23 protein-coding genes, 2 tRNA genes and 1 pseudogene are annotated in these 24,928 nt (G+C 39.1%); 7 read left to right on the top strand and 19 right to left on the bottom strand.

All coding sequences use genetic code 11. From position 1 onward, the window contains the following. Positions 1–15 precede the first annotated feature (15 nt). Both I1A59_RS00630 and ybeY read right to left on the bottom strand, forming a co-directional pair. Positions 16–411 (bottom strand): diacylglycerol kinase, encoded by a 396-nt coding sequence (locus tag I1A59_RS00630; protein ID WP_196090894.1) that lies wholly within the window; start codon positions 409–411, stop codon positions 16–18. Then, positions 392–886, bottom strand: coding sequence for an rRNA maturation RNase YbeY (ybeY, locus tag I1A59_RS00625; protein ID WP_196090893.1), 495 nt, complete (start codon positions 884–886; stop codon positions 392–394). Before ybeY ends, I1A59_RS00630 begins: the two co-directional genes overlap by 20 nt. Positions 887–1,088: 202 nt before the next feature. On the opposite strand from ybeY, the gene I1A59_RS00620 reads away from it, so the two are divergent. The 5 genes from I1A59_RS00620 (at position 1,089) to I1A59_RS00600 (ending at position 2,983) form a co-directional block, all read left to right on the top strand. Beyond that, on the top strand, positions 1,089–1,472 hold the full coding sequence (locus I1A59_RS00620; RefSeq protein WP_196090892.1) for a hypothetical protein: 384 nt from the start codon (positions 1,089–1,091) through the stop codon (positions 1,470–1,472). A gap of 59 nt (positions 1,473–1,531) precedes the next feature. Then, on the top strand, positions 1,532–1,681 hold the full coding sequence (locus I1A59_RS00615; RefSeq protein WP_196090891.1) for a hypothetical protein: 150 nt from the start codon (positions 1,532–1,534) through the stop codon (positions 1,679–1,681). Positions 1,682–2,104: 423 nt separating this feature from the next. Then, complete coding sequence (locus tag I1A59_RS00610; protein ID WP_196090890.1) at positions 2,105–2,473, top strand: hypothetical protein; 369 nt, start codon at positions 2,105–2,107, stop codon at positions 2,471–2,473. A 75-nt stretch (positions 2,474–2,548) separates the two neighbouring features. Further along, positions 2,549–2,767 carry a ComC/BlpC family peptide pheromone/bacteriocin gene (locus tag I1A59_RS00605; protein WP_196090889.1) on the top strand — a complete coding sequence of 73 codons (219 nt, stop codon included), beginning with the start codon at positions 2,549–2,551 and terminating at the stop codon, positions 2,765–2,767. 18 nt (positions 2,768–2,785) lie between these two features. Further along, positions 2,786–2,983 carry a bacteriocin gene (locus I1A59_RS00600; protein ID WP_196090888.1) on the top strand — a complete coding sequence of 66 codons (198 nt, stop codon included), beginning with the start codon at positions 2,786–2,788 and terminating at the stop codon, positions 2,981–2,983. Positions 2,984–3,250: 267 nt separating this feature from the next. On the opposite strand, the gene I1A59_RS00595 is transcribed toward I1A59_RS00600, so the two are convergent. From I1A59_RS00595 to I1A59_RS00580, 4 genes are all read right to left on the bottom strand, one after another. Continuing rightward, on the bottom strand, positions 3,251–4,828 hold the full coding sequence (locus tag I1A59_RS00595) for a DEAD/DEAH box helicase (RefSeq protein ID WP_196090887.1): 1,578 nt from the start codon (positions 4,826–4,828) through the stop codon (positions 3,251–3,253). A gap of 275 nt (positions 4,829–5,103) precedes the next feature. Further along, positions 5,104–5,175 (bottom strand) — tRNA-Arg (locus tag I1A59_RS00590). A 133-nt stretch (positions 5,176–5,308) separates the two neighbouring features. Next, entirely contained in the window at positions 5,309–6,133 is an 825-nt protein-coding gene (locus I1A59_RS00585; protein ID WP_196090886.1) for a Cof-type HAD-IIB family hydrolase, read from the bottom strand. 136 nt (positions 6,134–6,269) lie between these two features. After that, a complete protein-coding gene (locus I1A59_RS00580; protein WP_196090885.1) occupies positions 6,270–7,226 on the bottom strand; it encodes a glutathione S-transferase family protein in 957 nt (318 codons plus the stop codon). A gap of 189 nt (positions 7,227–7,415) precedes the next feature. Between I1A59_RS00580 and rplS the strand changes: the two genes are divergently transcribed. Together rplS and I1A59_RS00570 are read left to right on the top strand one after the other, a co-directional pair. Next, positions 7,416–7,763, top strand: coding sequence for a 50S ribosomal protein L19 (rplS, locus tag I1A59_RS00575; RefSeq protein WP_160332582.1), 348 nt, complete (start codon positions 7,416–7,418; stop codon positions 7,761–7,763). A 36-nt stretch (positions 7,764–7,799) separates the two neighbouring features. Continuing rightward, positions 7,800–7,871: transfer RNA gene (locus tag I1A59_RS00570), tRNA-Arg, on the top strand. 677 nt (positions 7,872–8,548) lie between these two features. On the opposite strand, the gene I1A59_RS00565 is transcribed toward I1A59_RS00570, so the two are convergent. From I1A59_RS00565 to I1A59_RS00505, 13 genes and pseudogenes are all read right to left on the bottom strand, one after another. Then, positions 8,549–9,367: a hypothetical protein gene (locus I1A59_RS00565; protein WP_196090884.1), complete on the bottom strand. Its 819-nt coding sequence runs from the start codon at positions 9,365–9,367 to the stop codon at positions 8,549–8,551. A gap of 281 nt (positions 9,368–9,648) precedes the next feature. Continuing rightward, positions 9,649–10,260 (bottom strand): annotated as a pseudogene (locus I1A59_RS00560) (Fic family protein). Next, positions 10,260–10,436 carry a hypothetical protein gene (locus I1A59_RS00555; RefSeq protein ID WP_196090883.1) on the bottom strand — a complete coding sequence of 59 codons (177 nt, stop codon included), beginning with the start codon at positions 10,434–10,436 and terminating at the stop codon, positions 10,260–10,262. The pseudogene I1A59_RS00560 and the gene I1A59_RS00555 overlap by 1 nt, the downstream one beginning before the upstream one ends. Positions 10,437–10,878: 442 nt before the next feature. Next, positions 10,879–11,721, bottom strand: a complete 843-nt coding sequence (locus I1A59_RS00550) for a DUF3114 domain-containing protein (RefSeq protein ID WP_196090882.1) — start codon at positions 11,719–11,721, stop codon at positions 10,879–10,881. A gap of 109 nt (positions 11,722–11,830) precedes the next feature. Beyond that, positions 11,831–13,888, bottom strand: coding sequence for a hypothetical protein (locus I1A59_RS00545; RefSeq protein ID WP_247644744.1), 2,058 nt, complete (start codon positions 13,886–13,888; stop codon positions 11,831–11,833). Continuing rightward, entirely contained in the window at positions 13,869–14,804 is a 936-nt protein-coding gene (locus I1A59_RS00540) for a glycosyltransferase (RefSeq protein WP_196090881.1), read from the bottom strand. Before I1A59_RS00540 ends, I1A59_RS00545 begins: the two co-directional genes overlap by 20 nt. A gap of 46 nt (positions 14,805–14,850) precedes the next feature. Further along, positions 14,851–17,478: an LTA synthase family protein gene (locus I1A59_RS00535; protein ID WP_196090880.1), complete on the bottom strand. Its 2,628-nt coding sequence runs from the start codon at positions 17,476–17,478 to the stop codon at positions 14,851–14,853. Next, positions 17,475–19,223 carry a rhamnan synthesis F family protein gene (locus I1A59_RS00530; protein WP_196090879.1) on the bottom strand — a complete coding sequence of 583 codons (1,749 nt, stop codon included), beginning with the start codon at positions 19,221–19,223 and terminating at the stop codon, positions 17,475–17,477. The genes I1A59_RS00535 and I1A59_RS00530 overlap by 4 nt, the downstream gene beginning before the upstream one ends. After that, positions 19,220–20,575 (bottom strand): glycosyltransferase family 2 protein, encoded by a 1,356-nt coding sequence (locus I1A59_RS00525; protein ID WP_196090878.1) that lies wholly within the window; start codon positions 20,573–20,575, stop codon positions 19,220–19,222. The genes I1A59_RS00530 and I1A59_RS00525 overlap by 4 nt, the downstream gene beginning before the upstream one ends. 11 nt (positions 20,576–20,586) lie before the next feature. Next, positions 20,587–21,795 (bottom strand): ABC transporter ATP-binding protein, encoded by a 1,209-nt coding sequence (locus tag I1A59_RS00520; protein ID WP_196090877.1) that lies wholly within the window; start codon positions 21,793–21,795, stop codon positions 20,587–20,589. After that, positions 21,795–22,598, bottom strand: a complete 804-nt coding sequence (locus tag I1A59_RS00515) for an ABC transporter permease (protein ID WP_196090876.1) — start codon at positions 22,596–22,598, stop codon at positions 21,795–21,797. The genes I1A59_RS00520 and I1A59_RS00515 overlap by 1 nt, the downstream gene beginning before the upstream one ends. After that, positions 22,595–23,539 carry a glycosyltransferase family 2 protein gene (locus tag I1A59_RS00510; protein WP_196090875.1) on the bottom strand — a complete coding sequence of 315 codons (945 nt, stop codon included), beginning with the start codon at positions 23,537–23,539 and terminating at the stop codon, positions 22,595–22,597. Before I1A59_RS00510 ends, I1A59_RS00515 begins: the two co-directional genes overlap by 4 nt. Then, positions 23,536–24,681: a DUF1972 domain-containing protein gene (locus tag I1A59_RS00505; RefSeq protein ID WP_196090874.1), complete on the bottom strand. Its 1,146-nt coding sequence runs from the start codon at positions 24,679–24,681 to the stop codon at positions 23,536–23,538. Before I1A59_RS00505 ends, I1A59_RS00510 begins: the two co-directional genes overlap by 4 nt. Positions 24,682–24,928 lie beyond the last annotated feature (247 nt).

The raw sequence follows: 24,928 nt of genomic DNA, 5'->3' as shown, positions 1-24,928 counted from the left end.
CATTCTCCTTCATTCTTAAAAAAATAGATTCCAAATTTTGGGGACAAAAATAATCAGTCCCGTAATCACAGCATAGCCAGAAAAGAACAAAACCGCTCCTGCAGCCATGTCCTTCGCATGTTTAGCCAGCATCGAAAAATGATAATTAGAAGCCAAATCCACGACATTCTCAATCGCTGAGTTGACAATTTCTAGAGTAATCACCATAAAGACACTCAGCAACAAAAAGAGCCACTCAATCGCCGAAACTTGAAAAATCAAGCCTGCCACAACAACGAGAATTCCCGAAACCAAATGCTTGCGCATATTAGCCTCTTCTTTAAAGGCCGTGACAATTCCGGTTAGGGCAAACTCTAAACTAGAGATGAGATCTCGATTTTTCCACTTGCGTTTATTCCCTTGTGAGTCCATAAGCTGTCAATATCTCTTCCTGTAATCCAAACATCTCTGCTTCTTCTTCTGGGGTGTAATGGTCATAACCATTGATATGTAAAAAACCATGAACAGCCAAAAAGCCCATTTCCCGTTCAAAAGAATGACCATAATCCTCAGCCTGCTCTAAAGCCCGGTCTACTGAAATGTACAGTTCTCCAATGTAGGCATCGAACTCACCCATGAGTTCCGCTAAGCCTGCCTCGTCCATGTCCATATCTTCAAAAAAGATCGACTCTTCTGGCTTATACTCCAAACTGACAACATCAGTCGGACGGTCCATTCCACGATATTCCAGATTTACTTGATGGATGCGCTCGTTATCTACAAAAGTGATGGCCATTTCCTTGTCTTCTTTTCCAATTCGCTTGGCTGCCGATTGCACCAGCTTTTCAATATCAACCATCATATCCCTGGACACGCGCCCAGTCTCGTCTTGCATTTCAATATACATGGAAAATCCTCATTCATATCTATTATTTCCATTATAGCACATCCCCAGTCCGTCTGTCTGAAAATCACCTATTGACCTACCCTAAATCGATCCAATTTTACCGTTCAGGACGTTTTGAAGACATTTCAGAACATCTGGGTTAGATTTTAAGATTTTGGAAGTAAAATAGAAGAAAATTTACAATTCGTACGAGGAGGATCCGATGAACATTCGTTTTATCATGACACTCCTTCTCTCAAGCATGCTTGAACTGACTCTAGCTGCTTATCTAAAAATTCACTCGCCCCTGATTTGGATTCATCTCGCTTTTTGGACTCTGGTACTAACCATCATCTTCGGTATTGCCAATAAAGGTTTTAAACAAAAAAGAACAAGGGAAGAAATCAAACGAAGATGGAAATTGGTGGTTAAAAGCTATCGAATAACATATATGCTGTTGCTAGCCCTGAATCTATTGTTACTGTTGCCAATGCCGACAGCTAGGGGGATATTTGGTCAAGCAACCGTTATCATCATCCGGCATTCCACAATATACCTCTTTATTATCAGCCAATGTCGCTTAAAAGGGGAAACAGAAATCGAATAAATAAGTGATAGAAGTTTTGGACCCTGCTACTATCAAAAATCTATTCGGAGGTAGAAAAGATGAAACAAACTCAAGCAATTTCAAAAGAGACATTATCCACGATTTACGGTGGCGATAAACACAGTCAGTGTCAAATGGTTAAAATAGCAGCAACTGCCGTCTCATTTCATTTCGCTCAAGTGGCATATTCTAAATGTATGTTTGGATAACTAAATTCTAACGCTCAATCTCCCCTAAACAAGTTCAGTTTCTAAACTCATGCAAAAGAGCCGCCTCTGATATCAGATGCGGTTCTTGCTTTTATTTTTAAGGAACAGAACTACAAACTTCTTTTGTTCATTTAATGGCCATGTTCTTCAATTTCTATTAAATCGATTTTTCAACATCATCCATTCTTTCCTTGGACAGACGTTCTGCATTTTAATATCTATCGAAAATCTCACTCATAATCTATTATTTCCATTAAGGACATCTCCAGTTCTTCTGTCTAAAAATTAGCTATTAAACTGTCCTAAATCTCCCCAATTTTTCCGTTCAGGACGTTTTGAAGACATTTCAGAACATTTGGGTTAAATCCCGCGACTTTAGAATTAAGATAGAAGAGAAATTATAATTCATACAAGGAGGTTTCAATGAACATTCGTTTTTACATCACCGTAATCGTTAATTCCCTATTACAAATCGTATTACGCTTATTTTTCGGCTATCTAAATGGAAACACATGGATTCCCATCACCTTCACTACTCTAATTCTTTCAGCTGTTTTTCTTATTGCAAACAAAGGTTTGCAGCAAAAAACGAGTCATGATCTGATTGTTTGGCGATTCACCCAACTGTTGAACAATACAAAATTTCTCTGCGTACTACTTATTCCATTCAATTTTATCATCAATTCCCAAAGTGATTTCCTTGGCAACCTCTATGACAGTCTGGGACTACTAGTACTTGCAGTCGCAATTCTCTATCTCTATGCTGTTAGTGATGCTCCCATTAAAATGTAAAAAACATTTCCTTTTTCGAATAGATAAGTGACAGGGACAGATATTCCTAGTCTAACTTATACGAGGAGGTCTTGTATGTCTGAAACAGGAAACCAAATTCTTTCCACGACAGCACTTGCCAACTTATATGGAGGCAGTCGCCCATCTGGTTTGGAAGCCAGTCGTGCAATTGCTATTTGTGCAGGAACCAGTGCTATGGCCGGTAGCTTCATTCCCGGTGTCGGAACTCTGATCGGAGGCATTATTGGTACCCATCTCTGCATGACCGGCTGGGGTTTTGCACGTGCTATTTAGTAAGAAGGAGGAAATATTATGAACCAACTCACCACAACTGAGCTTATTTCCATTCAAGGAAGCGGGGAAACGGAAGCTAACCTGTTCCTTAGCGGATTTTACGGAGCTTTCAAAGGCATCGCCTTCTGCTCCCAAGCCATTCCACTCATGACACCACAACTCTACGCAGCCTGTGCAGTTACCGGTGCAGCAGGCGCTGTCTTATTCCCCCATTAACCTCAAAACCCTGAGCTGGCTGAAAAAGCCGCTCAGGGTTTTACACTATACAATTGAAAAATCCAGAGTCAAATCGGTTAACGGAGACTAGGCGAGGCCAACTAGATCTGCCTCGCTTTTCTATTTTTAGGCTCGGGATAGTCAAAGAGTCAGGAATTGACTCTTTGAGTTTTTTATGAAAGAACGTAAAACGTTCTTCATTACTCCAATGGACTTGCCTCACTCTCCTGTCTTTAGGCTCGGGGTAAAACTCTCCACCGGAGAGTTTTACTTATCTCCTTTGTTTCGGATTACGAAGCCGGTTTTCTTTTCGCTGGAGGTGTTTTTTGGTTTTTGGTTGTTGTTTTTGCGGTAACGGCTTTCTTTTTCGAAGCGGTCGTTGCGGCGGTTGCCTCTGTAGTTGTCACGACGGTTGCGATCTCTGCGGTCACGGTCACGATTTCCTGAACGGTAACCACCGTCGCGGCGTCCGCCGCGGCCACGTCCACCTTGGCCATTTCCAGATGGTTTAAATGGTAGTGGTTTTTCCCGTGCAATTTCTACTTCTGGTAGGCTATCTGGATCTTGTACAACCAAGGTCAAGATATAAGCTGCCAACTCTTCTGGTGAAAATTCACTTGCCAACTGGATCGCATCCTTGCTAACTTTAGCAGCTTTAGCCGCGAAATCTTCTTCCGCAAAATCCCGTTCAATTTTCTTAAGGGCAACACGCTTTTTGGCTTGGTAAGCTTCTTCAGCTGTAGGTGGTTTGAGGCCTTTCATCCGTTTTTTGGTCAAGTTTTCAATAATTTGAAGGTAACCCATTTCATTTGGAGAAACAAAGGTTACAGATTGACCTGACTTACCAGCACGACCCGTCCGTCCAATCCGGTGAACATAGCTTTCTGGATCTTGTGGAATATCGTAGTTGTAAACGTGGGTTACTCCAGAAATGTCCAAACCACGAGCCGCAACATCTGTCGCTACCAAGACATCCAAGTTCCCATTCTTAAAGTCACGAAGAACTCGAAGACGTTTGCCTTGATCTAAATCTCCATGGATCCCTTCTGCTCGGTAACCACGAATCTTCAAGCCACGTATCAACTCATCGACACGACGTTTCGTCCGTCCAAAGACGATTGCCAATTCAGGTTGTTCGACATCCATCAAACGAGTCATCGTGTCAAATTTCTCCTGCTCCTTGATACGGATATAGTATTGATCAACCAACTCAGTTGTCAATTCCTTAGCCGCAATTTTGACATGCTCAGGCTCTTTCATAAACTGCACCCCAATTCGCTTGATCGCTTCTGGCATTGTAGCAGAGAAAAGAAGTGTTTGACGCTCAGCTGGAACACGCTCAATAATCGCTTCAATATCATCCAAGAAGCCCATATTCAGCATCTCATCCGCCTCATCCAAGATCAAAGTCTCAATCTTATCCAGTTTCAAAGCCTTGCGCTTAATCAAGTCCAACAGACGACCTGGCGTACCTACAACAATATGCGCTCCCGCCTTCAAAGCCTTGATTTGCTTCTCAATGCTGGATCCTCCATATACAGAACGCACGCGCACCCCTTTAGAACGTCCAAAGCGGAACAGCTCTTCCTGACTCTGAACCGCCAATTCACGCGTAGGCGCAATCACCAAAGCCTGAATGGTCGCCTCTTGCGGTCTAATTTTTTCTAAGGTTGGCAAACCAAAAGCAGCCGTTTTCCCTGTACCAGTCTGTGCCTGACCGATAACGTCTTTGCCAGTCAAGGCCAAGGGAATCGTCTGCTCCTGAATGGGACTGGCTTCTTCAAAACCAGCTTTTTCAATTTCTGTCAATAATTCTTCTGATAAACCTAATTCTATAAATTTCAATGGTATCTTCTTTCTATAAATCGATTGGGATGGATACTCTTACAATAACGGCCCCTGTCCCCAGGAACGGGCGATGAGATGCCATCCTTTTGAGCACACGCTCCCATCCCACCAACTTCATTGCAACTTACCTAGTATACCACAATGCCAGAGGGAATAGGGGAAAAGTCCCTCATTTTCACAAAAAATGAAAATGAAATGGAAGGACCTTGGGGCGAATTTGGGGCGAGAAAATTAAAAAGCCTGTAACGACAGGCTTTTTAAACGTTATTTCATCCACCCTGAGAGAATCGAACTCCCATCTCAAGAACCGGAATCTTACGTGATATCCATTACACTAAGGGTGGCAACTCAATAAGTATACCAAAATCTGTTCAGGAAGGCAAGAGATATTTTTCGATTAAATGTCAAAAAAATAGGGCCCCGTCGCAACGTTGCCCCGTCAAAAAACTGTTCAGTTTTTATTTGTTAAACTTGTGCTTAATTCTGAATAGCAGGCAAAAGAATCTCTCGAATCGCTTGTCCAACACCGTTTTCAGTGTGAGATCCAGTTTGGAATTTGGCAACCTTTTTGACAGCTTCATTGGCATTTCCCATAGCCACGGACCAGCCTGCATAGGCCAACATTTCCAAATCATTATTAGCATCACCAATGGCCATGACCTGATCATTGCTAAAGCCTAAATCCTGAGCTAGGTATGAAAGACCCGTCGCTTTATTGATTCCTTTCGGTAGGCATTCATAGATATACTCTTGAGAACGAACGACTTCAAAGTGCTGTGCTAATTCCACACCGTACTTTTCTTCGAATCGATCCAAGGCGTCTTTCTCATCCAAATACATGGCTTGGAAAATCTTGTCTTGATTAACCAGCAATTGATCCAACTCTACCCGTTTGGGTTTAGAGAAGACCAAACCTGCATCCATCGTGACCAAATGACCAGCATCTTCACCGACCACCAAATAGTCTCGCTCATCAAAAACCGTCAGTTGTGCTGTTGATTCTTGTGAAATCTTATCTAGCAAGATTAGTTCCTCTTCGGATAAGCCAGACCAGGAATGAATCGATAGGTCTTTGGTACTGTGAATAGTTGCACCATTATTAATAATCATGTAGCCATCTTTACCTTCCCATCCAAGTTCCTTTAGATAAGGAAGAACACCGGATAAGGGACGTCCTGTACAAATAACTGGCAGAACTCCTGCTTCACGTGCCTTGTCTAAGTCTGCGATGGTCTCCGGACGCAATGTTTTGTCTTCATCTAATAGGGTTCCATCCATATCAATCGCTAATAATTTAATCATCCATCTCTCCTTTAAAAATCCGAACTGGGTAACCAAGTTCTCCAACTTTCATTTTCTTCATTATACCAAAAATAGTCCCAACCCCTGCAACCATTTTAAAAACCTTGGAATCAGCGAATTCCAAGGTTTTTAGAATTTATAAACTCCAATCCAAGTTAGGTCCGACTGGAACAATACCTGTTGGGTTAATTGTTTTATGGCTGCCATAATAATGTTCTTTGATATGGTCAAAGTCAACAGTTTCTGAAATTCCCTGATGGTTAAAAAGCCGTTTGGTGTAATCCCAGAGATTTGGGTAATCCACTAAGGCTTTGATATTGCATTTAAAATGGCCAAAGTAAACAGGATCAAAACGCACTAAGGTTGTAAACAATCGAATATCTGCTTCTGTTAGACGATTGCCAACCAGATAATCCTGAGTGTCCAAGTGAGCTTCTAGTTTATCCAAGGCCGCAAAAACATTGGCTACTTCTTCCTCGTAAACCTTTTGACTGGTTGAGAACCCGGCTTTATAAACTCCGTTATTAATGTTTGGATAAACAAAGTCATTCATTTCATCAATGGCTTCCTGTAATTCTTGCGGGTAATAATCCTCCTGATTTCCAGTCAAATCATTAAAGGCCGAATTAAACATCCGCATAATCTCAGCTGATTCATTGCTGACGATGGTGTTGGTTTTCTTATCCCACAAAACTGGAACGGTAACACGACCGGTGTACTGAGGATCAGCTTTTAGGTAAACTTGGTAAAGATAATCGCTGTTAAAGATACTATCCGCAATCACACCTGGACCTTCCGCAAAAGTCCAGCCATTTTCTAACATATACGGATTCACAATAGACAGCGAGATGTGCTCTTCCAAGCCTTTCAGCTTTCGCATAATCAAAGTTCGACTTGCCCAAGGACAGGCTAGAGATATATAAAGATGATAGCGCCCTGACTCTGCTTTAAAGCCCCCTTCACCAGTCGGCCCGGGTTCACCGTCAGGTGTGATCCAGTTCCGAAACTGAGTCACGGTGCGCACAAATTTACCACCTGTGGATTTGGTATCATACCATTGGTCCACCCATTTTCCATCTACTAAAAGACCCATCGTCTCTTCTCCTTTTTATAAATAATTAGTAATAGTATACCAAAGATAAAAAAATCTTCAAGTTAGCCGTATTTTCCTTTACTTTTTTTAAAAAAACTGATAAGATATACCTGTGTGTGATGGACACGCAAAAATAAACGGCTAATCCGCTGCACCTTGGCGTACATGATTAGCAAGATAGGAGAAAAAATGAATCCATTAATTCAAAGCTTGACTGAAGGTCAACTACGTACTGATATCCCTGAGTTCCGCCCTGGTGACACTGTCCGCGTTCACGCGAAAGTTGTCGAAGGAAACCGCGAACGTGTTCAGCTCTTCGAAGGAGTTGTTATCGCTCGTAAAGGTCAAGGAATCTCTGAAAACTACACTGTTCGTAAAATCTCTAACGGTGTCGGTGTTGAGCGTATCTTCCCACTTCACACTCCACGTGTTGAAAAAATCGAAGTTGTACGCTACGGTAAAGTACGTCGTGCGAAATTGTACTACCTACGTGCTCTACAAGGAAAAGCTGCACGTATCAAAGAAATCCGTCGTTAAGAGGATTGAAAAAGGAGCCTCGGCTCCTTTTATGTTGTTCCCTTAGTTAAATGGATATAACAACTCCCTCCTAAGGAGTCATTACAGGTTCGATTCCTGTAGGGGACATTATTTGAATAATTGTATAACATTTTAAGAATAAAAAGTAGTATACTGAGAAAGTAGAAAGTTACAAAGCGGGACGGAAATCTGATTTTGGAGGTATTGCCTATGCACAACCACCTAGAAAGGACCACCGTCATGGCAGTGGAAGCAGCTTTAGAGCTTATGCTTCTTTTCGGGATGTTAATTCTCGAACTCTTGTCAATTATTTTGATGTTCATTAACGACAAAAATAAAAAATGACAGCCAACCGCTAGAAACTTGACCGAGTGATTAGCGGCTAACTGTCGACATTCATTCGTACCGTCTTTAAAACGGTCTACTTGAGGTTGAGTTCCAGCTCAACCTCTTTCATAACAAGTATAGCAGATAGTCTTGTGAAAAGCAAAAATTTGTCGATACTATCACGACAAACGCATGAAACAGTAATTTCCGAATTATAACACAGTTTAAATTTAGTAACTTTAGCGATTCTCCTATAGAAGATTCCAAAAAGGATTATTTTTTATTGTGAAAATCCTGAACATTGAAATACAGAAAACTCTATTTTCTCGCTAAAAATCTCTCATGCGTTTGTCGTGCGATACTATGAATTTACTTCAACTTTCAAATTTTGGCAACAGATATCTAAAGCGGTTTCGTTAAGAGACTGCTTTTTCTTTTATTCAAACAGATTTGGAGCTTCATCCCCTCTCCTTTAAAGTTGCTGCGCGTACTTGCTGCTCAATTTCCTGATACAAGGCTGACAGTTCCGATCCTCTATGATTCTTTATTTCCAATTTGTCGAAAAAGATAGGAACTGATGCCCTTTCAACCTGGAGCAGATTGCCTTGAAAAAAGGTTCGTCCTGTTTTCCGATCCACGGCAACCAATGATGACCGCCAACGAGCACCAGTCCTGTCTGGTCGCCAAGAGATCTTTAGTTGCGGTCCATGATAATACCAACCCATTAGCAACAAGTCTGCACCGGCATCTGTCAATCGACAAACCAAGGGCTCAGACTCCCTTTGCGGCCAAAAAGGGCGAAAGTCTTGAATTCCTTCATAATCTTGGTATTCAAAATCAGCTTGGCTAACATCTCCTCCATCCCAAGTTCGGGCATCACGGAAGGGATTGTAACTATTTACAGGAATTTCCTGGCCCCCTACTAAAACTACTAGCTCTTGAGGCTGGTAGTAGCGAATCCAATCACGATAGCCTTTTTCCTTCCCAGGAACCTGTAAAACTTGAGCAGATTCACGCGCCACCGTTGGTACTAAATTCAGCCCCGCCTGTATGGATTTTTCATCAAAAAAACGAATCCTCTCCAAACGAGAGGAATAGCCATTCTCGGATCGATTCAGAATCTGAACTGAGTCTGCCAGTTGAAACACAATCACAAACGTCAGCCCCTTGCGCTTCTTGTCATAGCGCAAAATCGGCATCTGATTCAGAGGATCATTCTTGAGAAAATTCAAATACCGCCCTGCCTTGACAATGCGGTTATGGGGATATGAGAGCATACGAGCACCTTTCGAATGTTATTGTTACTTCGGTAAAAAATGTCCGCCCTGTACTTCAAAGAGTTGTGGGCGGTTCTATAACTATTATTGTACTAGAGATTTGAAAAAAAACAAAATCTAGTTGAAATGGCATTGTGTAAAACTACCAAACGTTGACAAGCCACTAAGATATCACCTAAGAAAAAGAAATTGAGACCTAATTACTCTCATGTTAAGAAAAATTTCATTTTTCTTCCCTACCTGGCCTTTCTTTTCTTAGGAAAGAATTAGAAAACTTGCTCTCATAACTTGAGTAATATTTTATCAAATAATTTCTCTAGTTTTTTCTTATCACTGTATACTGTACCATCCATGTACAAGTTATAAACGTCATCATCCACACCAATTGAAATTTCGCATTCGTATCCCTTCATTCAAGCCAATGAACGAATCACTTCACGTTGCGTTCGACCATTTCCTTCACGAAAAGGGTGGAAATAATTAAGATTATCTAATATTTCCACAAGATCTCTACAAATAACTTCTCTGCTACCTGAATTATTCAAATAATTCGTAATTAGACGATTTAAAAACTTTTCTGCCATATCGAACGATTGAATAGGTAGGAAAGCTTTACCACTCTTTGAAATATTAACGCAACGGTATTGACCAGCCCACTCATACATTTCACCGAAAAGAAATTGATGAATCGCCAAAATATCTGATACACTATGCACTTCTATAGGGTTTCCAAATAATTTTATAGTTTTACTTGCGACCAAACGAAATTCAAGTTCCTGGGCTTTTGCTTTATCTTGTTCATGAAACTTATTACGAAGAACCGATGAGTTTGGATAAACATAGTAGTTATCCAAATCAATATAGCTATACTCTTCATAAATTTTCCGAGCCATCAAGCCACTCCCAATGCTATCGCTTCATCTCTTAAAAGTTCAACATCCTCAACAGTTGGCTGCCAGCCTTCAATCATATTTGTACTTAGAGCGTACCAAACACTCTTAAAAATCAATCGATTTTCAAAAACTACTCCCATAATCGTCATATTTTCTTGGTTAACATCTAAAGTCATATGCTCCACCCCCTACTACTCTAATATACCATAAAAACATTAAAAAGGGTGTATGTATCTAAAACAGTGTACAACTTGAAATTTCAAATTTCGACTACAGATATCTAAAGCAATTTCGTTGAGAAACTGCTTTCTCTTGTGGATATGTCATGCAATTCCTCTCCTAAAAAAGAAAAGGAAGCAGGAGCTTACTTCTCTTACACATATTGAGTTTCACCTCACGCTAGATATGCCCTATCTATTCCTCAAGGATCGGCAGTCCTGCTATTCTTTTTCTCAACAAACAGTTCGTACTGTGTACAGAGCCCACAGGCGGGTGCAGACCATATCCACTAGTCCACAAATATTTTTTTATTTATTCTTTAAAATTACTGTACTTTTTAACTCTCTATTTGTCAACAGTTAATCACAGTACACAACCCGTCTTATAATCTATTCATACCTAACTCTTCCGCACCAAACGACGAAAATCACGAGCACTTCTCTTAACCAAACTTGCCAAAGATTGACCAGATTGGGAATATGGTCCATGGGCAGACCAAAATGAATTGCTATCCGTACCCCATCTCTCCTTCGTAGGCGAGCGGAAGCCTCTTAGTTTTTTTCGTCGAAAGCGAGGATCATGCCGACCTATAGGGGCAATATCCAAATCCCTATGACGACAGAAACCACCGTAATTAAAACTAGCTCCATTGATAGTCCCAGCCTCCGACATTCCTTCTGGATCCAGGATATTCAGGAACCGTCCTTGGCTGTCTAATATAAGCTCAACCCGTTGATGGTAGAGAACCTTTAGATTCACACTTGCCTGATTGTCAGGATAAACCCTTCTACCTTCAACCAAAGAAAGCTTCTGATGCAAACGACCACTGTCCCATAAGGTGTAGCACCGCCCTTTTAGATAACGCGCCAAAGCCTCCCGGTCCGTCATCCCCGACTCACGAAAATGATTCCGAACATACTGCGCTTGCTGAATCGAAATCAGATAGCGGAGCTGGTGAACCTGCCGATTGAGAAGCCCCGGTTGATCCAAAGTATTTTTAGGAAATGCTTGCTGCACCAGCTTGACTAGGTCCTTCCAAAATCGATCATGTGGTGCTAGATCTGGGTCAAAACAAGCCAGTAAGCGCTGCAATTCTTGCGGATCTTCCGTAAGGTCCTCAGGCATTTGAAGAAGAGACATAATCCAAGTTAGCAGCTCCTGAGGAGTCAGGAGTTGTCGTTTTTGAGTCCATTCAGCATGGAAATGAGGACTGCCGATTGTTAAAGAGGGAGATGGGTGCATAGATTTTGTCCTTAAAAATATTTATTCTCTATATCATACAAGACGATAAAAACTCCAACTTTGAAGGTGCTATTAAAACACACAAAGAGTTAGAGTTTTTTCGATTCTACTATTCTGTTTGTGAATTTAAAACTTCATAAATCCTATTACCATCTAAATCTGGACCATATAATTGTTTAAATCTGTTATCTCCAAACAATTCGGATAGATCTCGATTACTTACGATGTATCTGACTTTTAATTTTTTTAAATCATTAACTGACAAACTAATATTTAAAACGTCAGGTGAAGTATTCTCCATTGTAGTCTCACTATCGGTTAGTAGATAACGCATATGTGAATATCTATTCCATTGCTTCTCCATTTTTGACTCTGGATCAAGGATTTTCATCAATTTTACATCTGGATAAAAACGAACACCATCTATCGATTTTACTCCAAGCATTTGAGGCAATTGATAATAATAACCATTCTCTGTCATCCAAGTAGCATCATTATCAACACTTTTGATTTTACTAATCTCCAATGAGATTGCTTTATTCTCAATGACATCCAATCCTTTAACAACAGGATTTACTGTCATTCCCGACAGTAAAATAAGTCCAAACAAAGGTAATACTGCAATCTTTTTTCTTAAAATAAACAAAATATAGGCGAGGCTAAACGCGGCTAGGATACCCAATTGTGTTGTTCTGCTAATGTAATGAATATCTAAGTATCCATTAATAATTAAAAAGGAGAATAGGGACAATGCTGGCAACATTCCAAAAAACAAATAAGAAACCTTACTATTTTTTTCTCTCCATAAAAATCCAATAAACCAAAGACTAGCAAATACTCCGATAACAGCCGCAGCTTGCCAAGCACGACTTGATGTGACAAAACTAAATAATGTTAGCTTTGAAATAATTGTCGGGATTTCTACAAATGAATACATCGCTAATAGCGTAGCGAGAATAACAAGTCCAATACCAAAACTATTTTCAAGTAACTTACCTTTTTTCAACACAAATGGCATCGTCAAAATGAAAAATGGTACAAATTGAAAACTAGTAGACAGTTCAACTTGATTCTCATAATTCGGAATTCTAAAAGGCAGGAGAACATTCTGAAGAAATCCAATTAATTGTGCTACTGCTCCATCTCCTCCTACACTTAAGCGACTACCAGGGTAGACTGTATTTAATGTCAGAGCTAAAGCCTCTCTACTTACCCATAGACTGTATCCAATTACTGAAACTGACGCAATTAAAGTGATACTCATCAAGACCGAATCAAAAATGTGTATTTTTTTTGCTTTAATCGCTCCTATGAATTCAATCAAAAAGAAAATACCAACCAAATAAGCAAATGGAATTTGAAAAGCGGGATAAATCACTAAAACAAATCCAATCATGGCGCTAGCTAAAAAAATAGCCATTAATATTTTCATCCACTTTTTATCCTGATGAAAATAATGATAAAAACTTACCATCATCAGTAGTGAATAAAAGACAACATCTCCTAGATGCTGCATAAACCACCATTGAATGGCTGGTGTATAGGTAATCCAAAAAGCACCTACGCTAGAAAGGAACTTGTTTTTTCGAGTCAAAATCATGGAAAATTCATACGCCAACAGTAACATAGCAAGTATTTTAAAGCACCAATACCATGACAAACCCGTTGACGCACCAAAAAACAGAAATCCCCAGTTAAAAGGCTTACCAAGAACAGAGATATGCCAAACTGGTGAGTTATACGCAACAATCATATTTTGTCCAGAAATGGCATAATTTGGATTAACTAATTTATTACCACTATTAGCTTGGGCTAAATAAAACGGGGTCTGGACTAACCATTCATCAGAACGAATCATTCTCGGAACACCTGCTATGGTTCCGTCTGAACGCGGAGGAAATGAAATCCAATTCGTCAAATTGTTTTGAACATCAACTTCTTCAGCATTTCCATCCAGATCATTTACTGTTTCACCTTTAGTATGATTTCTTGTCTCACTAATTCCATAATTATTCCAATTGCTTATAGAACTACCATGAAGATTCAAAGAAACTCCTAATACAAACAATAACGACGCGATGAGATAACGGTATTTTAAGATCATATCTCCAAGCAGTCTCAGATAGTCTAAACATCCAGATTTTCGATTACTTTTTGTTTCTTGCATAATACTCATAAACTTTCAATTCATATTGCATACGATTTTGTCTAACAACCGTATCTAAAATGAAACCGGCTACAAATGACAATGCAGCGAGTATCATCAAGCCTGTTGCTAAGACAGCTGAAGGAAGTTTATCAATAAAACCTGTATTTGCGAATTCAGTAATGACTGGCAACCCGACAAATAGACCTAGCACAAAGAACAGTACCGTCAAAATACTGAAGAATATCAGAGGCTTGTAATCTTTAAAGAGATTAAAAATCATTTTTAAAACCTTAAATCCGTCAGAAAATGTACTCAATTTAGATTCACTTCCTTCAGGCCTATCTTTATATGTGATTGGTACTTCAACGAGTTTAAATCTCTTATCTAAAGAATGGATAGATAATTCCGTTTCAATTTCAAAACCTGGTGACAATACTGGAAAAGTTTTCACAAATAATTTGTTAAATCCCCTATATCCAGTCATGATATCATTGTAACTTCCTTTATACAATCGATTAATCAGCCATTTTACAAGATTATTCCCAAAGCCATGAAAACCACGCTTATTTTCCTTCTCGTAGGTTCCATTAGACAGCCGATCACCAATTGTCATATCAGCCATACCAGTTCTTAAAGGTTCTAACAATTTTTCTACTTCGACAGCTGGATAGGTATCATCTGCATCTGCCATGATGTAGTAGTCAGCCTCAATTTCTCTAAACATAGACCGAACTACATTTCCTTTTCCCTGTCTTGGTTCAAATCTCACGATTGCTCCTGCATTTTTAGCCAACTCGTTGGTTTGGTCACTAGAGTTATTGTCATAAACGTATATATCAGCATGAGGTAAAGATTTTCTAAAATCTTCAATTACCTTTACAATAGTCATCTCTTCATTATAGGCTGGTAATAAAACTGCAACTTTTTCTGTCATTCTTCACTCCTATCTTATCTTCATCACTCACAAATGGTGGTAAAATCTATGGAACTTCAAAGAAAATCGGAGTTTGTTTGCTAAAACCTTTTCCTGAAGTAATATCATACTGTATCATTGCTAAATCTCTCTCTGCTTCACTGTCTCTATTAAATTGACCCTCAGCAGATAATTGACGTCCCTTTAAAACCTCATCTAACAAGGCATAGTATGGTGAAACTCTTGAGTTAGTTTTTTCCAACAAAGCCGCTCCAAAATCACTCGAATTAATCAAAGAATGCTCTGCTTTAGATTCATTTTTGTTGGACCAAATAAAATAATCCGTTTCAAATTGTAAATTTTGCTGGTCTTTAAAGACAGATAAGGGATAAAAACCTGGAAGATGATCACCATAGAAAACAACCGTAATTTCTTTATCAATCATCTTTAACTTCTCCAAAAATTCTTTAGTAGCAGTATCAGTGTGATATAAAAGTCGTGAATAACTTGTTAAATCAGCGTTTTGTTGTTCATTCAATAGAGTATTAGTTCCAACTAATTCAACCGGTTGACCTGAAGACCATGGAACATGGTTTTGCATCGTGATAACTGAGAAAAATTGATTTCTCTCTGGTTTAATTTTTGAAAGAACTTCATTATAAACTGAACGATCACTAATATTGACACCTTCTAAGCTCATATCCGTTATTTTCTGTGGACTCTCGCTAGAGAAATAAAGGTTTTCAAATCCTAAATCTTTGTATATATTGATACGATTGTAGTTATTTGCACCTGAGGGATGAATTACATAACTATCTTTACCATCAAACGATCGTGAAATAGATGGCAAATACTGCATATTTGGAACAACCTCTACGTAGAGATTCGATGTTGAACCAGAATAATTATAGAAAGGTAAACCTGTTAGTGATTGGAATTCCATATTCGCAGTTCCACCACCATAACCATCACTTCGCATTAATCCACTAGTTGTCTCAGTTTTTATCCTTTCAATCTCTGGAATTGGGTTCTGAGAAATCTGATTACTTGAAATTCTTCTTGGATCAGAGAAACTTTCACTCAAAATATAGATTACGGTTTGATTCCTTATCGAGTTTTCCCTATTTTTATTAATATCATCAGCTTTCGCACGATACTTAGAGAGTATAGTTTCAATCTGTTCCTGATTATAATTTTCTGGCATTTCCATAACTACTTGAGTTAATTGTCGACTCCAAACATAAGCTAAAGATTTATAGCTTGCATTAATTGAAAGTCCCTTCCAAGTCACATCGACCCAGTTATGAAGTACACTTAGCACTGGAACATTATTTGGTACCTTCCCTTTTTCTTCATTTTGAAAAGTTTGATTCGTGATCTGTATTAATCCCAAAAATGCTAGTAAAAGAACGAGGCGAATATCCCACTTAGCAAATATGCGTTTACTAGGCATGATAATCTGAATATTCCAAGCCACATAAAAAAGGACAGTCACGATGATTAAGATAGTTAGAAACAATGCAAGATCAACAAATGACACAAAAAGCTGGGGTTCCTTAATCCAAATAAAATCTGTCGGAATCAACGGTTCTTGTCTATATTGATTCTTAATACTGTTAACAATTGCAAATCCCATTCCTGTAATAAAAATAAGTAGACTTGCATATAGATATCGATTTAAGATCACATAAACCAATAAACAAACTGAAAAGATAGCAATAATTTGAAAGAGGGTTGCCATTGGTAAAATAAATTTCCCAACGACATCTCCTTCTTGTATCACACCTGCCTGAAATAGCAAATTAAAAATGACAGCAAAAACAAAACTAGAAAAAATTGCATTTGCTCTTCCAAAATGGTGCAAACCAATTTCCCTTAGACTATTGTAAAAACTTGCAAAGAGAATAAAACCTATTGAAAACCAAAGTAGACTTTGACCTGTTATATATTCAAGATATAGATCAAATTGATTTTTATCAGCAAATTCAGCTACCCTTCCCGACACAAACTCAATAAATAAGGGATTTGTCACCATCAATGGCGCCATTGAGGCCATAGTCCAAATAGATCGTCTTGCTCGGTATAATCCAGTGTCTTCAAATCTCTTAAAAACATAGAATTCGCTTTGAACCAAGCGTAAAGCAAAAGAAATGCTCAAAATTATTAACAAACTGTAGAAATGAACTTGAATCAAGGGATGAATTTTAAACAATTGATCTACTTGAAAATCAGGATTATTCAATTGTCGTGACCATTCTAAGAGAAATAATAGCGGGAAATAGATAACATAACCTATTGCAATCGGAAAAAATGTTCTAAACCTCGCAAAAGGAAGTGTTAAAAGTCCTGCAAACAGAACTATAAAGAGATAAAACCACATGACCAATTCCGTAGTCATTCCTAGAAAGTTAGGAATTTGTCCAAGAAAATAGTTCGTAAGAAGAACTATAGACAGTCCCAACATCAAAAGAACATAGATTGCTTCAAAACTATATCGAGCCCAATCAAATTCTCGAAAACGAAAACTAACTCTCTCCACTTCTTCTGTGATTGAATTCTTGGTCTTGTGCAATAACCTATCTGGTGCTTCAGTCGTTAATTCTACTAAATCTTCTTTTAATATTCTATATTTCGCAATGCACAGCTTTTTATATTCAAGCAAGCGTTGGGATAAAGATTCTAGGATTTCATTCATGAATGTTTGGCCACCAATCGTTTAAAGATGTATTTGATTGCCCTTCCAGGACCAATCACAATATACTTCAAGGCTCCCCGAATGCCACCCATATAGTTAAAATCAACAAAAGTAGGTGGATGTAGGTCACCATTTAAATTTAATTGTTTATTGTCTACAAAAGGCGTTATCAAACGAGGGCTAGGTGCTATTCGGAAATCATAGCCCTGGTTCCATGCAACATAAACCAATAGACGTTCCATTGCATGCAGAATTGAGTTTTGAGGTAGTGGTTCTTCGGGTACTTCCTCGGAGGAGAGTTCTAGATCAAACAGGGGGTTAAGTGCATCATAGCGGAACCAAACAAAGCTTCCATAACTCATAACAAAGGTGTCCATTTTGGCAAAATCAATCGACTTGGACAAACCCATTTCCATCCATAATGTATTCATTGCATCAGCCATCTGGTGTTCATTCCAAGCTGTTACGATTCGGTTATATCGGAAAAAACTTGGAATATCCGCAATTACTAAACCTAAAAATGGATTATTTTCAAACTGAGTCAAAATAGACGCCGATGGCTCTACTAACATTTGAATCAGTTCACGACGCCAAGATTCACCCGCCCAAAAATCCGCTTCTTTGGATTTTTTTGTATGGAAGTGGCCAACATAATCGTATTTAGCCAATTGGTCCTTTAATAGTAGCATTGGTAAGAGATCGCGTCCTCTATTGCCCGTTATATACACTTCCAAGTCACTTCTATGTCCAGAAATAGTCAAAATCTCTTCTTTTTTCTCAACGGTATCCGTTGTTATATAAAGGTCAAAGTCAAAAGTAAAGTTTTCAAATACATCTAGAAATTCTTGTAACAAATCTGTATAAAATACATGGAGATGGATTGCTACTTTTCCTTGAAGTGATTTAAATTCTGTCTTTTCATTTGAAAGATATTTTTGCCCAAGTAGATAAGGACTATCGGGCTGATTAACCATAGACATATGGTAAACCATCAGCTCAATCGGATAGTTACTGTAGGTTTTAATTGTATCTAAAAGATATGGTGCAATCGACTGATTGGCATCCAAGGTTTTAACCTTTAAAAAAGGTAACTTAACCTCTAGAATACGACGTGGGTTATAATAGGTAAAATCAGGGTGTAACATCCCCTCAGTAGATTCCAGGGTTGTATCAAACAAGGCTTTATATTGAAACCCATTTTCAAGAAAAAAAGTTGTAACACGTGATTCGTAGTTATCAATCACATCTTGAACGTTTTGATAATCTTGAATATTTTTCCAAAAATCTACAAAACTATTATCATATAAAACTGTCTTCTTAAAGGTAAGAAAATAACTTTGTAGATGTTCAGGAAATTCCTTGGTTGCTCTAAAATTGGTCAAGCCCCAAAAATCAACTTGGTTATCTGCCTCCATCTTCAAAAATGATTGTTGAAAATCCCAAATTGGACCAAAACATGTATCATTCATTAAAGTGACAGAATCAAACTTTGTCACTTCGGACCAACCGATTTCTTTCATCCCATCGCGCCAAGCCGCAAAATCAAAGCCACTATTCTCACGACTGACAACCTCATCCACTAGTCCCGACACTTCTAACTGCTCATGATAATTATCGGGTAAAGCACTATTAGAAATAAATAAAACCTTAGAGTACAATGGACGCATCTGGTCTAATTGAAATAAGACATGGGGACTAATATATCCAAATTTATTAAAATGGACATAAAGTAAGAGTCGATTCATTTCTTTCTCCTGAAAAAATTTATCACGGCAGTCGGAATTTTCCATCGCCTTGAATTTTTTATTATTGCAATCTCTGTCTCAAGTTTGTTGAAATTCTCTTCTACAAGCCTCAACTCTCTCTGACTTTCCATTAAATTTTCTAGTAATCTTTTCACTAAATAATCTGGTGAGCTCACTCTATTAATCTGACTACCTTTGTAATAAAGCTTGAATACTTGAGAGTCTTCCTTACTTGGAAGGTCGTAAATCAGTTGTGGATCTGAATTTATAAAAAAGAAGCCATCTTCATAGGAAATTCCATTAGTCCAACTTGGCTCTATTACTAGCCCATCGGACAATTCTACAGATACCTTATCATAAAAACTAGGTCGTTCTGAAAGATCAATCCGTATCCTTCGACAACCTACTGGTAAATCAATTTCTAAAGCAGCCTCTTCTTTCAACGCAAAAGATTTACTATTCTCTTCCGAGAATCCAGAAATATCGTCTGAAAAATATACCTTTACAGATTCAAAGCCAATTCCTTCAAGTCCAGCGGAAGCACAACTTAAAGCCAACTCAAACTCATTATTTCTTTCCAAAAGAATATCCACAAAATTTTCAGTGATATTTTCAGGGTATCTTCTCACAAACTCTTTTTGCGTTTGAAGTAACTTCTCAAATCTTGCTCTTTGATGTTCAAACGAGATTGGTCTAGAATCTGATCCAGTATTGATAACATAAGCTACAGTTGCTTCAGGCAAATAACTAAGTTTAGTCCGTTGGAATAATTCCAGTTGTAGATTAAAGGTATCATCCGCAGTGGCTAAATCTAAACCTTCATTTATTTCCAATAGTAAATCCCGTTCCACCAACCAGGTTGAAGCCATTGTAAAACCTTTAGTAGCCAGCATTTTTTCATAAGTATCCGCAAATGGAATAGCTCCCGATTCAAATCCTGCAGAACTCACAAATTCTCCTTTATCATCATAGATATCAAAATCAGAATTTGACCAAGACGAATCTGGATTACTTTCTAATAAATCCACTTGCTTCTGTAACTTATAGGGATCCAACCAAAAATCATCACCATCACACCGTGCAATGTATTTACCATTTGCTTTAGAACAAATTTCAACCCAGGTTCTGGCAATCCCTTGATTTACGGAGTTAGAAAAAATGCGAATATTTTTTTTATTCTGGAATTGAAATTTTTGAATCAATTCCCATGAAGAATCTGTGGAAGCATCATCTATTACTAAGACTTCAAAAGTAAAACTTGTTTTTTGCTCCAAAAAACTTGTTAATGTTTTTTCAATCCAAGGGGCCTTGTTATAAACTGTACATATAATTGAAACAACTGGCTGTGTCATAGCTAACTCCATTAATGGAAGGTCCAGGTACCATTTCGTTGAATTAAGCCACTAGCCGAATCTAGGGCAGAAAAATCATCCGCTGCAATATCTGTACGCTGGACCATGATAATCGGCGTCTGAGTAGCATCAGAAAACGCAAGCATTTTACCATCTGCATCTCTAACCGTGACTTCTAACTTCAACTTCAAATTATTAACAGATGGTAACGAACAGCGATAATGAATTTCTTGATGCCCTGATGAAACTTTTTTTAGATCCATGGAATTATCATTATAAATCCAAATATTTCTGTCTATATCTGTCAAAGAAAGAGCCAAGTAGGTCTCCATTTCTTGCTTGATATCGTATTGAATCCGGAAATGAATTTCATCCGATGGACTTATCTGAGTTGGACTAAGCAAATCAAGCTGAAAATTTTCAACTACTAGTTCCTCTTCATGAACTTGTTTTTCAACATTCTCTTGATGTAAGGGTGCAGTATTATCATAACTATACTGATTTGCAACATTCTCTGGATTCCCATAAGCTTTCACAAGACCATCTTCTATAAGGACAGCTTTGTTACAGAATTTTTTAACTGCTCCCATATCGTGGGTGACTAGGATGGTTGTTTTTCCAGACTGCTTACGTTCCATGAAATAGTCATTACATTTACGTTGAAAGGCCTCATCTCCGACTGCCAAAACCTCATCAAGGATGAGGATATCACTATCCGCTTTGATGGCAACCGAAAAGGCTAAGCGTACTTGCATTCCACTCGAATAGTTTTTGAGTTTCTGATTCATGAAATCCCGGAGCTCCGCAAAATCAACAATCTCATCATACATATCGTCAATTTGATTTTGAGTAAAACCGAGAAGTGCACCGTTTAAGTAGACATTTTCACGACCAGTTAATTCCGGATTAAAACCTACTCCTAATTCAATGAAGGAAACCAGTTTTCCATCGATGATAACCTGACCTTGCTCGGGCTGATAGATTTCAGAAATGATTTTTAACAGTGTCGATTTACCAGATCCATTTCGACCTAGAATTCCAAAGAAATCGCCTTTCTCAACTTCGAAATTGATATCTTTGAGGACATGTTGCTCTGTGTAGCCTTTGATTCCACGTAAACGATTAATCAAACTCATTCTTAAGCTGTTGGTTGCTTCTGTTGGTAGTTGGAAATATTTACTGACATGTTGAACAGAAACAGCAATTTTGTTCTCTTTCACTATAAAATCTCCGCAAACTTCTTAGCATTTTTCTTAAAAATTCCATAGCCGAAAATAAAAATCAGAATAGGCAAGCAATATGGAATAAGAATTAAAAATGGATTTGTGACCAGTTGCCACACGGTCGTGTTAGCCGTATCAATCAAAAGATAGCGTGCATCTTGAATCATCTGCGCCATAGGGTTCATCATCATAATTTTAGCAGCTAATTCATTTTGGTTGGCCACAAAACTAATCGGATAAATAATCGGTGTTGCATAGAGTCCAGCTTGTAGAACAACCTCCCAAATTTGAAGAGAGTCTCGAAAACGCACAAAAATTGTTGACAAAAGGAAGGCCAAACCAGACGCGAACAGCCCTAATTCAAGAAAGATCGGTAAAACCAAGATAATTTTCCAAGAAATTCCAACTCCGTTAATCAAGGCAAAGACAAAAACAACCGCTAAATTAATCAGGAAATTAATTCCTGCTCCTGCAACTGCAGATAAAACAATAATTTCTTTTGAGAAATTTAATTTACGAATCAAATCTCCACGGGAAACAATGGACACCATTCCCATTGAGGTTGCTTCTGCAAAAAATGACCAAATAACATTCGCTAACAGAAGAGCCACCGCAAAATGAGGGACATCTCCTCCCAAACGGAGGAAACGAATGAAAACAACATACATGATCGTAAACATCAAAAAAGGTTTCAAAATGGACCACAAGTATCCAATCACACTACCCTGATACCGTAATTTAAAGTCCGTCTTGATGAGTTCTTTCATCAAGATCCAGTTTTTCTGCTGAAACAGATTCATGGATTGCTCCTTTTGTAAAATAATTTCGTAATAATGAGTGTCCGAAAAACGAGGGTATGGAACCAACGGTTTTTTCGGAGACCTCTTCCAAAAATCCGTCGAATTCGTTCGATCAATCCTTGATCTAGAATCGTAACAAAATCCTCGACCAGTTCTCTGTCTTGAGGCTCGAGCGGCAATACGAGTAGGTTGCGAGCCTGTTCTTGGCTGTCTTGGATTAACTTCCAGTATTTTTGGAAGAGGAGTTGTGGTCGAATCCAGTTGGTCATTCGTTTTCGAAGGGTTCGAGCACCTAAAACGTTTTGGTCGTGTTGGCGATAGAGTTGGGTGACCAGGTCCACGTAAGCCAACTGGCCTTGGCTGGCAGCTAAGAGTCCCAGATACCAGTCGTGCATGAGCAGTTCATGCTCTTCCCTGCCCGTCCACATTTGGGCAAGGGTTTGATTGATCAACGTGACTCCGCCCGTAACAGTATTTTCCGTCAATTCAGCTAAGAGTGTTGTGTTGGCGTGATCAGACTGGGATTTGATCATGCTAGGTGCAATCACCTGGAGTTCATGATCCACCACACTTAAGTCTGTGTAGACCAAGGCTCCTCGACTGGGATCCAAGGCTCCCATGGCGTCCAACTGAATTTGAAGTTTCTGAGGAAGCCAGACATCGTCTTGGTCAGAGAAGGCATAGTACTCTGCTTTTTCTGCCTGTAAAAGTGTCCAAAAACTCCTAATCACACCTAAATTTTCTTGCACATCTGGGTTAATCCAGCGAATCCGTTCATCACGCGCCTGATAGCGACGGATAATCTCATGGGTGCCATCACTAGACCCATCATCTCGAATCAAGAGTTGCCAATCTTGCACGGTTTGCGCTAAAATCGAATCCAGCATTTCAGCAAGATAACGCTCTCCATTGTAGGTAGAAAGTAAGATTGCGACTGTCATGAGCGGAACACCTCCTCATAGTCGCCCACAATCTTCTCCCATGAGTAGAACTCACGCATTCTTTTTTTTGCACCCTCACCAAGTTGACTCGGACGGTTCTTTTCAATTTTTTCAAGAAGAGAAGATAAGTCACCCGACTCCTTAGACCAGTAAAGAGCTGTCTCCTCTGCCACGACTTGGTTAAAATCAACGCCCAAAACAAGGTTGACATCACTGTGAGCCAGGGCTTCTAAGAGGCCCGGATTGGTTCCACCAACTTCGTGCCCATGGATATAGGCATAGGCTTCTTGGCGAATTTTTTTCAAGAGTTCGCTGTCATAGACAGTCCCCACAAAACGAATCCGGGAATCCTGGTCAAAACCGGTCTTTTGTCGCAAGGTCTCAAAGTAGGCGGAACCTTGGTAATTGCAGACCAAAACGAGCGGACGCTGGGTCTTGCTCTGCATAAATTCGCGAATCATGGTCTCGTAATTGTTTTCCGCAACGAAGCGACCTACAATCAAATAATAGTCCCCCGCCAGAAGATTCCAGTCTTGGAGAAAACTCTGAAACTCAGGTGACTCTGTCGCTAAATGGGAGGGTTCCAAATCCGTACCATAGGCAATGGTGGTTACTGGAAGCTGACCATAAGCTTCTTCCAAATAGGAAGCAATTCCGGGATTGTCCGCCACTACCAAATCGGCATTTCTGGTCATGGACCGCTCTGCCAACTTCAGGTAAGCTCGAACTGGCTTCGGCCACTTGGTGCGCCGCCACTCCAAACCATCAGGGTTGATCAACAAACGTCCACCCAGACGATGGATACGGTTTGTAAAGAACCGAACCAAAGGCCCCATGGTGTTCCCTAAAATGTAGAAGACTGGCTTCTCACTCCCACTCTTTTCTGCCAACTTCAGGGCATAGTTCAAGGCCATGGTATCATAAACAATCACCCGAGCAGGCCCTAACTGAGGAGAACAAATGGTAAAACAGTCAGTCCCTTGAAAATCAAAATGCTGGTAAGACTCTTCATCCGACAAACAAGCAACATGATAAGCCATACGAGAATCTTGCTTGCGTGTAACCAATTCTTGCACAAAGGTCTCAAATCCACCATATTTGGCCGGCAATCCACGACTGCCAATAATATAGACATCCTGCATACAGACACTCCTTCCCCTAGTTTACATTGCTACATTATACCATGTTTCCCAACTTCCCGCGACTAAAAAGAGGAAAAGCCACGACAAACGCACGAAAGATTCTAGTAGATTTATTCCCTGCTAGAATCTTTTTTAAATTAGTACTCTTAAAAATTTATCGAATACCATACTCAAATGGAACTTCTTTCGTCTCATACTCATATCTTTACCAACATCAAGATTTCTTAACACACTCAAACAAAATTTG

Origin of the sequence: Streptococcus sp. NLN76 (genome assembly GCF_015686645.1) — a bacterium.
In the GTDB taxonomy this organism is placed as follows: domain Bacteria; phylum Bacillota; class Bacilli; order Lactobacillales; family Streptococcaceae; genus Streptococcus.
The sequence above is the reverse complement of the archived record's forward strand: the minus strand, read 5'-3'. Positions and strand labels throughout refer to the sequence as shown.

Excerpts from the sequence above, each read along its gene's own strand:
- I1A59_RS00630 (WP_196090894.1), bottom strand. The coding sequence starts at position 411 with ATGGACTCACAAGGGAATAAACGCAAGTGGAAAAATCGAGATCTCATC.
- ybeY (WP_196090893.1), bottom strand. The coding sequence starts at position 886 with ATGTATATTGAAATGCAAGACGAGACTGGGCGCGTGTCCAGGGATATG.
- I1A59_RS00620 (WP_196090892.1), top strand. The coding sequence starts at position 1,089 with ATGAACATTCGTTTTATCATGACACTCCTTCTCTCAAGCATGCTTGAA.
- I1A59_RS00615 (WP_196090891.1), top strand. The coding sequence starts at position 1,532 with ATGAAACAAACTCAAGCAATTTCAAAAGAGACATTATCCACGATTTAC.
- I1A59_RS00610 (WP_196090890.1), top strand. The coding sequence starts at position 2,105 with ATGAACATTCGTTTTTACATCACCGTAATCGTTAATTCCCTATTACAA.
- I1A59_RS00605 (WP_196090889.1), top strand. The coding sequence starts at position 2,549 with ATGTCTGAAACAGGAAACCAAATTCTTTCCACGACAGCACTTGCCAAC.
- I1A59_RS00600 (WP_196090888.1), top strand. The coding sequence starts at position 2,786 with ATGAACCAACTCACCACAACTGAGCTTATTTCCATTCAAGGAAGCGGG.
- I1A59_RS00585 (WP_196090886.1), bottom strand. The coding sequence starts at position 6,133 with ATGATTAAATTATTAGCGATTGATATGGATGGAACCCTATTAGATGAA.
- I1A59_RS00580 (WP_196090885.1), bottom strand. The coding sequence starts at position 7,226 with ATGGGTCTTTTAGTAGATGGAAAATGGGTGGACCAATGGTATGATACC.
- rplS (WP_160332582.1), top strand. The coding sequence starts at position 7,416 with ATGAATCCATTAATTCAAAGCTTGACTGAAGGTCAACTACGTACTGAT.
- I1A59_RS00565 (WP_196090884.1), bottom strand. The coding sequence starts at position 9,367 with ATGCTCTCATATCCCCATAACCGCATTGTCAAGGCAGGGCGGTATTTG.
- I1A59_RS00555 (WP_196090883.1), bottom strand. The coding sequence starts at position 10,436 with ATGACTTTAGATGTTAACCAAGAAAATATGACGATTATGGGAGTAGTT.
- I1A59_RS00550 (WP_196090882.1), bottom strand. The coding sequence starts at position 11,721 with ATGCACCCATCTCCCTCTTTAACAATCGGCAGTCCTCATTTCCATGCT.
- I1A59_RS00545 (WP_247644744.1), bottom strand. The coding sequence starts at position 13,888 with ATGCAAGAAACAAAAAGTAATCGAAAATCTGGATGTTTAGACTATCTG.
- I1A59_RS00540 (WP_196090881.1), bottom strand. The coding sequence starts at position 14,804 with ATGACAGAAAAAGTTGCAGTTTTATTACCAGCCTATAATGAAGAGATG.
- I1A59_RS00535 (WP_196090880.1), bottom strand. The coding sequence starts at position 17,478 with ATGAATGAAATCCTAGAATCTTTATCCCAACGCTTGCTTGAATATAAA.
- I1A59_RS00530 (WP_196090879.1), bottom strand. The coding sequence starts at position 19,223 with ATGAATCGACTCTTACTTTATGTCCATTTTAATAAATTTGGATATATT.
- I1A59_RS00525 (WP_196090878.1), bottom strand. The coding sequence starts at position 20,575 with ATGACACAGCCAGTTGTTTCAATTATATGTACAGTTTATAACAAGGCC.
- I1A59_RS00515 (WP_196090876.1), bottom strand. The coding sequence starts at position 22,598 with ATGAATCTGTTTCAGCAGAAAAACTGGATCTTGATGAAAGAACTCATC.
- I1A59_RS00510 (WP_196090875.1), bottom strand. The coding sequence starts at position 23,539 with ATGACAGTCGCAATCTTACTTTCTACCTACAATGGAGAGCGTTATCTT.
- I1A59_RS00505 (WP_196090874.1), bottom strand. The coding sequence starts at position 24,681 with ATGCAGGATGTCTATATTATTGGCAGTCGTGGATTGCCGGCCAAATAT.